7 protein-coding genes are annotated in these 15,679 nt (G+C 74.2%); all 7 read right to left on the bottom strand.

What is annotated here, in order from left to right:
* Positions 1-2: 2 nt before the first annotated feature.
* The gene (locus tag ABZ920_RS16090) at positions 3-599 is read right to left on the bottom strand and encodes a GNAT family N-acetyltransferase (protein WP_361504311.1); all 597 of its coding nucleotides are present in this window, start codon (positions 597-599) and stop codon (positions 3-5) included.
* Positions 600-723: 124 nt separating this feature from the next.
* Positions 724-1,698: an aspartyl/asparaginyl beta-hydroxylase domain-containing protein gene (locus ABZ920_RS16085; RefSeq protein WP_361504308.1), complete on the bottom strand. Its 975-nt coding sequence runs from the start codon at positions 1,696-1,698 to the stop codon at positions 724-726.
* Positions 1,695-2,660, bottom strand: a complete 966-nt coding sequence (locus tag ABZ920_RS16080; RefSeq protein ID WP_361504305.1) for a transketolase C-terminal domain-containing protein — start codon at positions 2,658-2,660, stop codon at positions 1,695-1,697. Before ABZ920_RS16080 ends, ABZ920_RS16085 begins: the two co-directional genes overlap by 4 nt.
* Positions 2,657-3,508, bottom strand: a complete 852-nt coding sequence (locus ABZ920_RS16075; protein ID WP_361504302.1) for a transketolase — start codon at positions 3,506-3,508, stop codon at positions 2,657-2,659. The genes ABZ920_RS16080 and ABZ920_RS16075 overlap by 4 nt, the downstream gene beginning before the upstream one ends.
* Positions 3,505-7,470 (bottom strand): amino acid adenylation domain-containing protein, encoded by a 3,966-nt coding sequence (locus ABZ920_RS16070; protein ID WP_361504299.1) that lies wholly within the window; start codon positions 7,468-7,470, stop codon positions 3,505-3,507. Before ABZ920_RS16070 ends, ABZ920_RS16075 begins: the two co-directional genes overlap by 4 nt.
* Positions 7,460-10,732 (bottom strand): amino acid adenylation domain-containing protein, encoded by a 3,273-nt coding sequence (locus tag ABZ920_RS16065; RefSeq protein WP_361504296.1) that lies wholly within the window; start codon positions 10,730-10,732, stop codon positions 7,460-7,462. The genes ABZ920_RS16070 and ABZ920_RS16065 overlap by 11 nt, the downstream gene beginning before the upstream one ends.
* Entirely contained in the window at positions 10,729-15,663 is a 4,935-nt protein-coding gene (locus ABZ920_RS16060; protein WP_361504293.1) for an amino acid adenylation domain-containing protein, read from the bottom strand. The genes ABZ920_RS16065 and ABZ920_RS16060 overlap by 4 nt, the downstream gene beginning before the upstream one ends.
* Between the last annotated feature and the right edge of the window lie 16 nt (positions 15,664-15,679).

The raw sequence follows: 15,679 nt of genomic DNA, 5'->3' as shown, positions 1-15,679 counted from the left end.
CGTCAGTGCGCGCCCCGGTCCGCCGGGCGCAGCCGCAGCCGCATCACCGGGCGTTTCGGGGTGCGCCGGGCGACCTCCTCGAAGCCCTCGGCCGCGAACAGCCCGACCAGCCCGTGGTACGCGGCACCCGTCGGCACGGGGCCCAGGTCCTCGTCGACCGGATACGCCTCGATCATGGCGGCACCCTGTTCGCGGGCATGCCCGACCGCCGCCCGCACCAGCTCGCGGGCCACGCCCGTACCCCGGTGGCGGGGGTGCACGTACAGACAGACCAGCGACCACACCGGCGTGTCGTCCACCGGCTTGGTGACCGGGGAGCGGTCCAGGCGGGAGTACTCCCCGCGCGGTGCGACCGAGCACCACCCGGCCGGTTCACCGTTGCGGTGGACGACGAGTCCGGGCGCGCGCCCGCCGTCCACGAGTTTCTTCAGGGCCCGCCGGTTGCCCTCGCCCCACTGGGTACGCCGCTCCTCGGGCGTCTGCCGGAAGAACATGCACCAGCAGCCCTTGACCGATCCCCGCCGGCCGAGCAGCGCTTCGACGTCCTCCCAGCCGGCGGGACCGGCCACCGTCGCGACCGTCTTGCCTGTTTCCTCCACGGCTTCCTCCGCGCTTGGTTCCGCTGCCCGCCGCGCAGGCTACCGGGTCCCGGCGGGGCCGTGTGGTGAGCGGCGGCAGACGCGCGTCCGGGGTCCGCCGCCGCTCACCGGCGCTCGCCGCCGCTCAGGAGATCGGCGTCGCCACCCGCTGCAGGGAGAAGCGCTGCTCGGGGACGATCGGGCCGCGCTGGAAGCCGAGCTGGGCCGCGTAGAGGTCCTCCGGCACTCCCCGGACGACCACCGTGGGCAGCCCGGAGTCGTCGAACTCCCAGGTGACGCCGGACGGCTGGCCCACCACCGAGAAGGTGCTCTCCCCCACCCGCTCCAGCGCGCAGGCCGGTTCGCCGTTCAGGCTGACGACCAGGCGCCCGTCCCGCGGGGCGAGTTCGGCGGCCGCTCCTCCGACCAGCGTCTCCAGTCCCTTCCCCCCGCCGAACAGGGGCATGAGCTGGTTCGGCAGCAGGAAGCCGCCGGCGAAGCGCTCCAGCGCGCCGTCGTCACGGGGCAGCGGCGGCCGGTACACGGAGATCCCCGTGCCCTCCTCGCGCCAGCGTGCGACCAGTGCGGGCGGGAAGAGCCCCAGTACGAAGTCGTTGATGAGCACGTCGATCACCAGGTGCACCCGGGTGACCTCGCTGTCGTTGCGCAGCCAGTGACGCTTGGAGAAGTCCCCCCACCACAGCTCGCCCGGCTGCCAGCGCATCCGCTCGCCGTCGACGACCATCACCACGTCCGGGTGGGTCCGGATCGGCACGTGCAGCCGCAGGGAGCCGAACTGGGGGTTGCAGCCGGCGTCGTTGTGCTCGCCGATGTCGGCACCCGGAGGCAGGGTGAGCAGCCGGACCATCAGCTTGGGGCACTCCAGGCCGGCCAGCAGCTCGGCGAGGTAGGGGGCGTGGTCGAGCGCCGGGGTGGGCAGGAAGGGTTCGAGGTGCGGGGCGGGTCCGCTGCCGCCGCCCTGGGCGTAGAGGTCGACGCCCGTCCATTCGCCGTCGTGGTACGGGCCGGGCTGCGGGGCCTGCGGCAGCGCGCGCAGCCGGTCCAGGTCCTCCGCCAGCCGGGCGGGGTCGTAGCTGCGGGGCAGCCGGGCGGAAATCACAGTTCGTCAACTCCCTTGTAGAGGGCGAGGGCGGTCTGGTGCACCCGCTCGCCGGTGATGCCGAAGTGGGCGAGCAGCTCCTCGTGGCCGCCCACCCGGTCGCAGAACCGGTCGGGCACACCGATCCGGCGCAGCGGTACGGGCCGGTGCTCGGCGAGCGCCTCGGCGACGGCACTGCCGAGGCCGCCGACGATGCTGTGGTCCTCGACGGTGATCACTCGGCCGGTGCGTTCGGCGGCGGCCACCAGGGCCGCGACGTCGAGCGGCTTGACGGTCGCCATGTCCAGGACGGTCGCGCCGAGGCCGTCGGCGGCGAGCCGGTCGGCGGCACCGAGGGCGGCGAGCACCGGCTGCGGTCCGCAGGCCACCAGGGTCACGTCCTCGCCCTCGCGCAGGACCTCGGCCCGGCCGAGGGCGAACGGGCGGCCGACCGGGCCGACGGGTGCGGTGACACGCCGGCCGAGCCGCACGTAGCTGGGGCCGGGAAGCCCGGCCAGCAGCGGGACCAGCCGGGCGGCGGTGGCCGAGTCGCTGGGGACGACCACCGTCATGTTGGGCAGGGCCCGCATGACGGCGATGTCCTCCAGGGACTGGTGGGTGGGCCCGAAGTGCCCGCCCGAGAGTCCGCCGTGGGTGGCCGCGATGTGCACGGGAAGGTTGTTGTACGCGATGTCCACCTTGACCTGCTCGCCGGCGCGGAGGGCGGCGAAGGAGGCCATGGTGTGGGCGAACGGGATCTTGCCGGCGGCGGCGAGGGCCGCCGCCGTGGTCATCAGGGTGGCCTCGGCGATGCCCAGGTCCACGTACCGGTCGGGGTGGGTGGCGCCGAAGCCCTCCGCGACGCCGCCCATGTCGGAGTCGCAGCACCAGATCCGGTGGTTCTCTCCGGCGTGCTCGGTGAGGGCCCGGCGGAACGCGTCCCGGCCCGTCGTCCCGGCGAGGTCCGGCGCTTCGGCGGTCATCGGCCCTTCTCCCGTCCGGAGGCGGCGAGGGCCTTGAGGGCCCGGTGCCTGAGCGTGGGGGAGAACAACGCGTAGTGGGCCTTGGCGCGGTTCTCCAGGAACGGCACACCGCGCCCCTTGACGGTGTCCGCGAGCAGCACGGTGGGCACGCCCGGATCCGCCGGCGGCTCGCGCAGGGCGGCGCTCAGCGCGCCCAGGTCGTGCCCGTCGGTCTCCACGGCCCGCCACCCGAAGGCCCGCCAGCGGCCGGCCAGCGCATCGCGGTGCGAACTGCCGTTGATCTGCAGGCGGTTGCGGTCGACCACGGCGGTCAGGTTGTCCACGCCGAGCCGGGCCGCCGCGTCCGCGGCCTCCCAGACGCTGCCTTCCTGGAGCTCGCCGTCGCCGAGCAGGACGTAGGCCCGGTTGTCCCTGCCGTCGCTCCGCGCGGCCAGGGCCAGCCCGAGTCCCAGGGCGAGTCCGTGGCCGAGGGAGCCGGTGGGGAACTCGACACCGGGCACCGCCCGCAGCGGGTGGCCGCCCAGGCGGCTGCCGCTGCGGGCGTAGGTGTCCAGCTCCTCGACGGGCAGGAAGCCGCGCTCGGCGAGCACCGCGTACAGGCCGGCGGCGGCGTGCCCCTTGCTGAGCACGAAGTAGTCGCGTCCGGGCCAGTCGGGCTCCTCCGGCCGGATGCGCAGCACGTCGAAGTACAGCGCGGTCAGGATGTCCGCGGCGGACAGTGCTCCGCCGATGTGCGCCCCCTCGGGGCTGGCCGTCATCGCGACGATGTGCTGCCGCACGCGCAGCGCCCGTTCGGCGAGTGGACGGGCGGCCCGATCGGTCGCCGCGGCGGCTTGTTCGATGGTCACCGGTCACTACCAGGGGTCTCGGGGTCGGTCGCCCGGGCCAGCAGCTCGGCGAGCCGGGGCACGTGCGGGGGTCGCATCATGGTGTAGTGGTCGCCGGGCACGTCGTGGATCTTCAGCGGCCGGCCGACCAGCCGCTGCCAGCCCGCGACCGGGCTCTGGCGCTCCTCGGCCGCGCGTACGGCCGTCAGCGGGCCCTCCCACGGTTTCAGCGGATATCGGCGCACCGCGCGGACGTTGGCGTTGAACACCGCCATCAGCCGGGAGAGCTGGCCGGTCGCGGTGTCCGGGGGCAGTACGTCCGCGGCGGCCGCCCGGGCCAGCAGCTCCTCGGTGAGCCGCTCCGGCGGCAGCCCGCGCAGCGCGGCCGGGTCGATCTCCAGGCGCCGGTCGGCGGCCCGGCCCAGTTCCCAGCCGAACCAGGCGGCCAGGTCGGCCTCGTCGGCCTCCTCCAGCCCGTTGCCGAGGTTCGGCGGCCCGCCGTCGAGCATGGTGAGCGAGGCCACCTCGCGCCCGGTCCCGCGCAGCCGCTGGGCGACCGCGTACGCGACCACGCTGCCGATGCAGAAGCCGACGAGGTGGTACGGACCCTCCGGCTGCACGCCGACGATGGCGTCCAGATAGTGCTCCACCGCCTCCTCCAGCAGGTCCACGGGCTGCTGCCCGGCGTCCAGGCCGAAGGACTGCAGGCCGTACACCGGCTGGTCGTCGGGGAGGTGACGGGTCAGATCGAGGTAGCTGAGCGCGTTGCCGACCGCGGGCGGCAGGCAGAACAGCGGCGGCCGGGAGCCGGCGGCCCGTATGGGCACGATCGGCGACCAGGCGGCGGACCGGCCCTCACGCAGTTCGGCCGCCAGCCGCTCGATGGTCGCCCCGCCGGCGAAGAGCGAGGAGAGCGGCAGCTCGCGGCCGTGCTCGGCGGCCACCCGGGACAGCAGCCGCACGGCACGCAGCGAGGTTCCGCCCACCTGGAAGAAGTCGTCGGTGACGCCGATGGGGCGGCGTCCGAGGACGTCCTCCCAGAGGGCCACCAGCGCCAGCTCCAGACCGTCCCGGGCGGCCACCTGTCCGCTCTCGTCGGTGACCACGCCGGGGTCGGGCAGCGCCTTGCGGTCCACCTTGCCGTTGGGCGACAGGGGGATCTCGTCCAGCCACACCACGGCCTCCGGCACCATGTACTCGGGCAGGGTGCGCCCCATCGCCGCTCGCAGCCGCGCGGTGTCGACCAGCTCCCGGTCGCCTGCGACGTAGGCGACCAGCCGCTGGTCCCGGGCGACCGCGACCGCGTTGCGGACTCCGTCCACGGCGCGGGCCGCCGCCTCCACCTCACCGAGTTCGATCCGGAAACCGCGCAGCTTCACCTGGTCGTCCAGTCGGCCCAGGAACTCCAGCGCGCCGTCCGGCCGCCACCGTGCCAGGTCGCCGGTGCGGTACATCCGGCCGCCGTGGAAGGGGTCCGCGACGAAACGCTCGGCGGTGAGCTCGGGGCGGTTGAGGTAGCCCTGCGCCACCTGTACGCCGGCGATGCACAGTTCGCCGGGCACGCCGACCGGCGCCGGGGCGCCGCGCTCGTCCAGCACGTACAGGCGGGTGTTGGCGATCGGGCGCCCGATCGGGACGGCCGGGCCGGGCTCCCCGGGACGGCACTGCCAGTGACTGACGTCGATGGCCGCCTCGGTGGGGCCGTACAGGTTGTGCAGGCCGCAGTGCCCGGCCTCGGCCAGGAAGCGGCGGGCCAGGGCGGCGGGCAGCGCCTCACCGCTGCACACCACCCGGCGCAGTGAGGTGAGCTCCCCGGCCTGCTCCGTCTCCAGGAACACCTCCAGCATGGAGGGGACGAAGTGCACGGTGGTGACCCGCTCGGCGCGGATCAGGCCGGCCAGGTAGCCAGGGTCCTTGTGGCCGCCGGGACGGGCGACCACCAGCCGGGCACCGGTCATCAGGGGCCAGAGGAACTCCCAGACCGAGACGTCGAAGCTGTACGGCGTCTTCTGGAGCACGGTGTCGTCACCGGCCAGGCCGAAGCAGTCCTGCATCCACCGCAGCCGGTTGACGATGCCCCGATGGCTGTTGGCCACGCCCTTGGGCGTTCCGGTGGAGCCGGAGGTGTAGATGACGTACGCGCTGTCGTCCGGCTCGTTGACCGGCTCGGGTCTTGTCTCCGCGTACGGTGCGAGGGCAGCGGCGTCCGCGTCCAGGTCCACCACCAGCGGGGCGGCCGGGGGCACCCGGTCGCGGGCGGCGGCATGGGTGAGCACCACCTCCGTCCCGGCGTCCTCGCACAGGAACGCGCGCCGCTCCTCGGGGTGGTCCGGGTCGAGCGGCACGTAGGCGCCGCCCGCCTTGAGCACGGCGAGCAGCGCGACCACGAGCTCCGTCGAACGGTGCAGGCAGAGGCCCACGCGGTCGCCCCGCCCCACGCCGAGCGTGCGCAGATGGCGGGCCAGGCGGTTGGCGCGGCCGTCCAGCTCCCGGTAGGTCAGCCCGGTGCCCTCGAAGGACAGCGCCACGGCCTCGGGGGTCAGGTCCACCTGCCGGTGGATCAGCTCGTGCACGGCGTTCACGGGCGGATGGCCGGTGCCGGTGGCGTTCCACTCGTGCAGCAGCAGGCGGCGTTCGGCCGCGGGCAGCACCGGGAGGTCCCCGACGGGTCCGGCCGGGTCCTCCACCACGGCGTGCAGGAGGGTGCGGAGCTGTGCGAGGAACCGGTCCACCCATGCCTCGTCGAAGAGGTCGGTGCGGTACTCGACCGCGAGGTCGATCCCCGAGGGGGTGGACGCGGCCGACATGTTGAGGTCGTACTTCACCTCGCTGCGCCGGGCGGGCAGCGGTTCGAGGCGCAGCGGACCCCGTGGGGCGGCGGGCGGCGGGGTGTTGTTGACCGCGAACATCACCTGGAACAGCGGGGCGAGTCCGGCGGACCGGTCCGGGTGGACCGTGTCGACGATCTCCTCGAACGACAGGGCCTGGTGGTCGTAGGCGCCCAGCGCCACCTCGCGGACCTCGCCGAGGAGTTCCCCGAAGGTCCGCTCCGGATCCACCCGGATCCGCAGCGGCAGGGTGTTGATGAAACAGCCGATCATCGGCTCGACGTCGGCGCTGAGCCGTCCGGCCACCGGGGTGCCGACCACGAGGTCGGTGCGGCCGGTGTACCGGTGCAGCAGCACGCCGAAGGCGGTCAGCAGGGTCATGAACAGCGTGCTGCCGTGCAGCTCCGCCAGCTCGGCCAGGTCCTCGGCGAGTCCGGCCGGAAGCCGCGCCGAGCGCAGCGCTCCCGGCCCGCTCCCGGTCGCGGCGGCGGTACGCGGGTGGACGGCCGGGAGCTCCAGCACCGGTGGAGCGCCCTCCAGCGCGGTGCGCCAGTAGGCGCGTTCGCGCGCACCGGAATCCGAGCCGGCCCGGCCGCGCTGGCGTCGGGCGAAGTCGCCGTACTGCAGCGGCAGCGGCGGCAGCGAAGCGGGGCGCCCGGCGGCGAGGTCCGCGTACAGGACCTGCAGTTCGAAGAGCAGCCGGCCGAGCGACCAGCCGTCCACCACGATGTGGTGCGCGACCAGCGACAGCACGTGCTCCGCCGGACCGAGCCGCAGCAACTCGGCGGTGAACAGCGGTCCGGTCGCCAGGTCGAACACCTGCCGGGAGGCACGGTCCACCGCCTCGTCCGCCAGCCGCTCGGCGTCGGGCTCCCCGGTCAGGTCGTGCACGGCCAGCGGCAGCGGCCGTGCGGGACGCACCCGCTGCGTCACCTCGCCGTCGACCAGGTGGAAGGTGGTGCGCAGCACCTCGTGCCGGGCGACGATCCCGTCCAGGGCGGCCCGCAGCACCTCCTGGTCGAGCGCACCGTGGATCCGTACCGCGACCGGCACGGTGTAGGCGCAGCTCCCTGGTGTGAGCCGGTCGACGAACCAGAGCCGGCGCTGGGCGAGCGAGGCGGGGTGGTCCGGGGCGGCCGGGTGCTCAGTCGTCATCGGGGCGCACCGCTTCCGCGTCGATCAGCTCGGCGAGCCCGGCCACGGTCGGGCTCTCGAACACCGCCTTGAGCGGCAGCGTGACCCCGAAGGTGTCGGCGATGCGCGAGACCAGCTGCATGGCGAGCAGCGAGTGGCCGCCGAGGGCGAAGAAGCCGCTGTGCGCGCCGACCCGGTCGACGCCGAGCAGTTCGGCGACGATTGCGGCCAGTCGCTGTTCGGTGCCACTGCGGGGCGGCACCCACTCCTCCTCGACCGCTGCCTCCGGCTTCGGGAGCGCCGCCCAGTCGGTCTTGCCGTTGGCGGTGACCGGTACGGCGTCCACGAAGAGGCAGACGGCGGGCACGGCGGCGGCGGGGAGCCGCTTGCCGAGGTAGCCGCGCAGCTGGGCGGGGGTCGGGGCGGGTTCGGTGGCGGCCACCGCGTAGGCGGTCAGCAGGATCTCGCCGTCCCGTACGGACCTGGCCGCGACGACCGCCTGACGGACGCCCGGGTGCTTGGCGAGCACGGCCGCCACCTCGTCGGGTTCGATCCGCACCCCGCGGATCTTCACCTGGCGGTCCCTGCGGCCCAGGATCTCCAGTGTGCCGTCCAGCCCGTAACGGCCCAGGTCACCGGTGTGATAGAGCAGGTCCTCGGGGTCGCCGGTTGCGGGGTTGGGCTGCCAGGCGGCGCGTGCGCCGGTCTCCGCCTCCTCGGCGGCGAGGTAGCCGAGGCTGCGGTACGGCGTGCGGATGACGATCTCCCCGACCTCACCGATCCCGCAGCGGGTCCCGGACTCGTTCATCACCAGGGCCTGGCCTCCGGGCAGCGGGCGGCCGACCGGCTGCACGCCGGCCGCGGGCCGCTCGGGCACGGTCCAGGAGCAGGCGGCGAGGGTGGTCTCGGTCGGGCCGTACAGATTGACCACCGCACTGCCCGGGCAGGTCGCCCGCCAGCGCGCCACCAGAGCGTCCGTGAGCGGCTCGCCCGCGAAGAAGACCAGCCGCACGGCGCTGGGTCCGGGGCTGTCCGCAGGGTGCTCCGCGAGCCAGGCGGTGGCGAGTGCGGGCACCGTGTGCAGGGCGGTGATCCGCTGCTCCGCCAGCCAGCCCAGCAGGGCGCCGGGCAGCAGTGCGTCGCCCCGCTCGGGGACGCACAGGGTGGCGCCGGAGACCAGCGGCAGCAGCAGGTCCCGCAGCACGACGTCGAAGGAGAGTCCGGTGAGGAAGGCGGTGCGGTCGCCGGGACCGACACCGAACGTGTCCCGCTGCCAGGTCAGGAAGTGGGTGAGTCCGCTCTCACGGCCGAGGACGCCCTTGGGCACGCCGGTGGTGCCGGAGGTGAAGAACAGGTATCCGGCCTCGCTGCCGTACGTCCGGCCCGGCTCGTGCGGTCCGGGCGCGCCGAGCGGCCGTCCGGTGTCCCGGGGCACCTCGACGACTCCCATTCCGTCGCGGCGCAGCGGCGAGTCCTCGCCGTCCTCCGGTGCGGTGACCAGGACCACCCGCGTGGCCCCGGACCGGCTCAGGAGGCTCTGCTGCCGCAGCCGGGGCAGCAGCGGGTCGACCGAGACCAGCACGCCGCCACCCGCGAGCACGGCGAGCATCGCCGCGGCCAGCGCCGGGCTGCGGCGCCCGGAGACCGCGACCACGGGCCGCTCGGCGCCGTCCGGGTCCAGGCCGAGGGACGTACGGATGGCCTCCGCCCGCTCCCACAGCTCGGCGTAGCTCCAGCGCTGCCCGCCGCACTCCACAGCCGCGGCCCCGGGGGTGCGCCGCACCTGCGCGTACACCAGTTCACGCACGGTGGGCTGGAGTTCGGCCTTCTGCGGCTCCGCCGGATCGGGCAGGGCCCCCTCGCTCCCGGGGAGGACCAGCGAGTAGCGGGAGACCGCCGTGTCGGGGGCGGCGACCGCCTGCTCCAGCAGCCGGACGAGCTGGCCGAGGAGGTGGGCGATGCGCTCCGGGTGGTAGAGCGCGGTCTGGAAGACCGCCTCCAGCACCAGTTCCTCACCCGTCTCCCGTGCGTAGAGGGTGAGCGGGAACTTGGCCGGCGGCCGGGAGAGCTCCAGGAACTCCAGGGGCAGCGGACCCAGCCGGTCCGTCGCCTCCACCGTGTTGGTGTGGTTGAACATGACCTGGAAGAAGGGAGTGTGGGTGGCACTGCGCTCCGGCCGCAGTTCCTCCACCAGGAGCTCGAAGGGCAGCTCCTGGTGCTCGTAGGCGGCGAGGGTGGAGCGGCCGACCCGCTGGACCAGGCCGCGGAAGGTCGGCTCTCCGCCGAGATCCGCGCGCAGGGCCAGGGTGTTGAGGAAGCAGCCGACGGAGCCGGCGAGTTCGGGGCGCGAGCGGCCCGCGGTGGGCACGCCGACCACCACGTCGCCGGTGCCGGCCAGCCGGCCGAGCAGCAGCTGGAACGCGGCGAGCACGATCATGAACGTGGAGGCGCCGGAGGAGGCGCCCAGCGCGCGCAGGCCGGTCAGCGTCCCGGGCGCCACCCGGGCCGAGCGCACCTCTCCGGCGTAGCGCTCGGTGCCGGGCACCGGGCCGTCCTGGGGCAGCGCCGGCACCGGGGGCGCGCCGTGCAACGCCTCGCGCCAGTACGCCAGGTCCCCGGTGTGCTCGCCGTCCTCCAGGCGGCGGCGCTGCCAGGAGGCGAAGTCCGCGTACTGCACCGGGGGTTCGCCCGGCTCGGGCGTCCGGCCGGCGCTCAGCTCCGCGTAGAACGCGCCGAGTTCGCGCATCACCACGCCCAGCGACCAGCCGTCGACCACCGTGTGGTGGGCCACCAGCAGCAGCACGTGCGAGTCGGCCGCTTCCCGCAGCACCGCCGCGCGCAGCAGCGGGCCCTCGGTCAGGTCGAAGACGCGGAGCGTCTCGGTGGTGATCCACTCGTCGACCGGTCCGGTCCGCTCCGCGTCCAGGACGGGCAGTTCGACCTCGCCCGGCTCGGCGACGACCTGCACCGGCCCGCCGTCGGCCTCGCGGAAGGTGGTGCGCAGCACGTCGTGCCGGTCCACCACCATCCGCAGCGCCGCAGCCAGCGCGTCCAGGTCGAGGTCACCACGGATCCGGGCCGCCAGCGGCACGTTGTAGGCCGGGTTCCCGGGGTCGAAGCGGTCGACGAACCACAGGCGGCGCTGTGCGTACGAGGCCGGGGCGGGACCTTCGCCCGCCGCCGCGGGTATCCGGTCGGACGGGGCGTCGGCTGCCTCGTCCTGGAGCAGGTCGAGCAGCCGCTCGCGCTCCTCGGCGGAGAGCTCGGAGAGGTTCTCGGTCATCGGACGCTGCCTTTCGGGTCCACGGCGGACGAGGCTCGGGCGGCGTGCTCGGCGAGCATGGCCGCCTCGATGCGGGGGGTGAGCGAGGCCACGGTGGGGTGGTCGAACACCTCGCGGAGCCGGAGCTCCACTCCGAAGCTGTTGTGGATGTCCCACACGAGCTGCACCGCGGCGATCGAGTTGCCACCCAGTTCGAAGAAGTTGTCGTGTATGCCGAGCTCCGGGACCTGCAGGAGCTTGCACCACAGCTCGGCGAGCGTGCGCTCGCGGCGGTTGCGCGGCTGCACGACGGCACGGGCCGCCGTGAGGTCCGCCGCGGCGGGGGCCGGCAGGGAGCGGCGGTCGATCTTGCCGCTGGGGCTGAGCGGCAGGCTCTCCAGCAGGACGAAGGCGTCGGGCACCATGTGCGCCGGGAGCCGGTCCGCCAGGTGGGCGCGCAGTTCGGCCGCGGTGAGGGCGCCGTCCGCCGGGACCGCGTACCCGACCAGCCTCGGGTGCCCCGGCTTGTCCTCGCGCAGCAGCACGGCGGCGGAGGAGATCCCGGGGTGCTCGGTCAGCACGGCTTCGACCTCTCCCAGCTCGATCCGGAAACCGCGCAGCTTCACCTGGTCGTCGACCCGGCCGAGGAAGTCCAGCCGGCCGTCGGGCAGCAGCCTGACCAGGTCGCCGGTCCGGTAGATCCGCGCGTCCTCATCGGCCAGGAACGGGTCGGGCAGGAACCGCTCGCCGGTCAGCTCCGGGCGCCCCAGGTAGCCGCGGGCCAGTCCGGCACCGCCGATCCACAGTTCTCCGGGGACCCCGGTCGGCAGGAGCTGCTGCCGCCGGTCGAGCACATAGGCCCGCATGTTGCCCATCGGCCGTCCGATCGGCGGCGATCCCTCGTACGCGCCGGGGCCGCACTCCTCGGCGATCACCGTCACGGTGCCCTCGGTGGGCCCGTACCCGTTGATGAACCGCCGGCCGGGCACCGACCAGTCGTCGACCAGGCCTCCGGAGAACGCCTCACCGCCCACGAAGGCGACGCGCAGCGCCGGGAACTCCTGTCCGGGCAGCAGCTTCATCACCGCGGGCGGCATGTCCATCACGGTGATGCCCTGCTCGGTCATGAACCGGCTCAGCGCGCGCACCGAGAGCAGGGTCTCCTGCCGGGCCAGGCAGAGCCGGGCGCCGCTGGTCAGCGCTCCGAAGATCTCGAACGTCGAGACGTCGAAGCTCAGCGAGGCGAACTGGAGGATCCGGTCGTGCGGGCCGAGGCCGAACATCTGCTGGACGTTGGCCATGAAGTTGCAGACCGACCGGTGTTCGATCAGCACCCCCTTGGGCCGTCCCGTGGAACCGGAGGTGTAGATCACGTATGCGAGCCCCGCCGGCCCGGAGACCGGCGCCGGCCTGGTGGCGGGCATCTTGTCCACTGCCGTGTCCGTGTCCAGCTCGACCACCGCGGCCGAGGTCTGCGGCAACCGCTCGCGCACCGCGGACTGGGTCACCACGACCGGAGCCGCGCTGTCGGCCAGCATGAAGGCGAGCCGGTCGGCCGGGTAGGCCGGATCCAGCGGCACGTACGCGCCGCCGGCCTTGAGCACCGCGAGAACCGCGACCACCAGGTCCGGCGAGCGCTCCACACAGAGCCCGACCAGGGTCTCCCGGCCGACGCCGAGCGCGCGCAGCCGGTGCGCCAGCGCGTTGGCGCGGCGGTCCAGCTCCCCGTAGGTCAGCGCGGCGCGGTCCTCGAACACCACCGCGACGGCGTCCGGGTCGGCGTCCACCCTGCGCTCGACCAGCTCGTGCACGGTCGCCGTGTCCTCGAAGGGCCGCGCGGTGTCGTTCCAGGTGTGCACCTGGTCGCGGTACTCGTCCGGGCCCAGCAGCGGCAGCAGCGTGAACGGCCGGTCCGGCTCCGCCAGCGCACCGTCGAGCAGCGTGCCGAGTGTCGCGAGCGTCCTGCGGACGGTGGCCGGGGCGAACAGGTCGGAGCGGTACTCGGCGGTGAGCCGCAGGCCGTTGCCGTACGGGGTGGCGGAGAAGCTGAGGTCCGCCCGTGCGGTGCCGGCGTCCAGTTCGGTGACGGTGGCGCTCAGTCCGCCGAAGCCGAACTCCGCGCGGTGGGCGTCCTCCAGGGCGAACACCACCTGGTAGACCGGGTTCTGGTCGGCGGAGTGCCCGGCCGCGGCCAGCTCCACGATCCGCTCGAACGGCGTGTCCTGGTGCTCGAACGCGCCCAGCACGACGTGGCGGACCCGGTGCAGCAGGTCGCGGAAACCGGGCTCGCCGCTCAGATCGGTGCGCAGCGGCAGCGTGTTGATGAAGCAGCCGACCAGCGGTTCGCTGCCGGACGCGTTGCGGCCCGCCACCGGGCTGCCGATGACCACGTCCTCGTTGCCGGTGATCCGGCTCAGGTACGCCTGGCAGAGCGCCGCCAGGCCCATGAACAGGGTGACCCCCTCGGCCCGGCACAGGGCCCGCAGCGAGCCCAGCGCCTCCGGCCCGATGTCGACGCTCTCCCGGCCGCCCCGGTTGGTCGGCCGGGACGGGCGGACGAAGTCGGTGGGCAGTCCGAGGTCCTGCGGCGCGCCCTCGAGCGTGCTGCGCCAGTACTCCGCGTGGGGGCCCTCGGACGCCTCGTCCGCCGCGCGCTGAAGCTGCTCGGTGATGTCTGCGGGCTGCACGGCCAGGGGCGGCGCCGGTGCGCGTCCGGCGAGGGCCGCCTCGTAGCAGTCGGCGAGGTCGCGGCTGAACACGCCGAGCGACCAGCCGTCGAAGACGATGTGGTGGACGACGGCCAGCAGGACGTGCCGCCGGGCCCCGCGGCGCAGCAGCTCGCAGCGGATCAGCGGACCGGTCGTGAGGTCGAAGCGGTGCCGGGCGATGCGCTCCGCGCGCCGGAGCTGCTCCTCGTCGTTGCCGACCTCGACCACGGGACAATCGATCTCCGGTACGGCACCGACGACCTGGAGGGGCGTCCCCGCCTCGACGACGAAGCCGGTGCGCAGCGCCTCGTGGCGCTCCACCACCGCGCGCAGGGCCTGCCGCAACGCTCCTTCGTCGAGCGGACCGCGCAGGTCGAAGGCGAGCGGCACGTTGTAGGTGGTGCCGGAGTCGTCCAGCCCGTTCATCAGCCACATCCGCCGCTGGGACGGCGACAGCGGCAGCGGCCGGGAACGGTCCGGGGTCCGCGGCTGACGCCGTTCGGCGTCCTGCCGGGGTGCGGCGGCCACCGCGCGGGCCAGCCCCCGGACGGTGGGCTCGGCGAACACCGCGGTGAGCGGCAGGTCGACGGCGTAGTGCTCGCGCAACCGTCCCGTCACCCGGACCGCCGACAGCGAGTTGCCGCCCAGGACGAAGAAGTCGTCCAGCGCGCCGACCCGGTCGACGCCCAGCACCTCCTGCCACAGCTTCGCCAGTTCGGCCTCGACGCCCTCCGCCGGGGCCACGTAGGCGCCGGCCAGCGCGTCACGGTCCTGGGCGGGGGCCGGCAGGGCCGAGCGGTCCACCTTGCCGTTGCGGGTGAGCGGCAGCGCGTCCAGTGCCGTGAACGAGGTGGGAACCAGGTGCCCGGGGAGCCGTTCGGCGAGCCAGGAACGCAGTTCGGCGGCGGACAGGGAGGTGCCGGGCCGAAACACCGGGTAGGCGGCCAGCCTCGCGTCGCCGGGGACGTCCTCGCGCAGGGCGGCCGCCGCGCCGGTGATCCGCGGGTGGGTGCACAGGGTGGATTCGATCTCGCCGAGTTCGATCCGGAAGCCGCGCAGCTTCACCTGGCCGTCGGCCCGGCCCACGAACCGCAGACTGCCGTCCGGGTTCCGGACGGCGAGGTCCCCGGTGCGGTAGTACCGGGTGCCGTCGGGGCCCAGGGTGACGAAGCGCTCCGCGGTGAGCTCCGGGCGGTTCAGGTATCCGCGTGCCAGGCCGGCGCCGCTCAGGTACAGCTCGCCCTCGGTGCCGTCGGGCACGTCCGAGCCCTGGTCGTCGAGCAGCCGGGCCTCGATACCGCGGATCGGCCGCCCGATGGACGGCTCGCGACCCTCCGCGCCCGCGGGCACCTCGCCCGCGGTGGCGACGACGGTGCACTCGGTCGGACCGTAGTGGTTGACCAGTGTGAACGGCAGCCCCGCGGGCGGATGGCGGTGCAGCCGGTCGCCGCCGGTGAGCAGATACCGGAGGCGGGTGCCGGCCGGCCAGTCCTCGGCGAGCACCAGTTCGGCCAGTGGCGTGGGCAGGAAGGAGACGGTGATCCCCGCCCCGGTCAGCCACTCCACCAGCTCGGCCGCCGAGCTGTGTCCCTCGGTGGCCAGGTGCAGTTCGGCGCCGGTGGTGAGCGTGGGCCAGATCTCCCACACCGAGGCGTCGAACGCGGTGCCCGCGATCTGGGTGGTGCGGTCCGCCGGGGTCAGCCCGTACGTCTCCCGGTGCCAGGCGACCAGGTTGGACAGGCCCTCGTGCGGGATCTCCACGCCCTTGGGCAGGCCGGTGGAGCCGGACGTGTAGATGCAGTACGCGACGTCGGACCCGTCCGCGGCGGCGGGGACGGGCCGCTCCTGCCCACCGTCGTCCTCACGCGGGATGTCGACGGCGGGGCAGTCGAGGCCGGGCAGGCCGGGCCGCACCTCCGGCTCGGTGAGCACCAGGCGGGCGCCGGCGTCCCCGATCAGGAACTCCAGCCGCTTGGCCGGATAGCCGGGGTCGACCGGGATGTACGCCGCGCCCGCCCGGAGCACGGCCAGCATGCCCACCACCATCTCGGGCGACCGGGTCGTGGCCAGCACGACCCGGTCGCCGCGGGACACTCCCAGCTTCTGCAGCCGGACCGCCAGCGACTCGGCCCGGCGCACCAGCGTCCGGTAGCTGAGGCGCCGTGCCCCCTGGACGACGGCGATCGCCTCGGGCCGGGCCTCGGCGACCCTCGACACCAACTGCTGCACCGGCAACGTGTTCACGAGTTCCGCCTCTCGG

It is taken from the genome of Streptomyces sp. NPDC046831 (genome assembly GCF_040645305.1).
Taxonomy (GTDB): Bacteria; Actinomycetota; Actinomycetes; order Streptomycetales; family Streptomycetaceae; genus Streptomyces.
The sequence above is the reverse complement of the archived record's forward strand: the minus strand, read 5'-3'. Positions and strand labels throughout refer to the sequence as shown.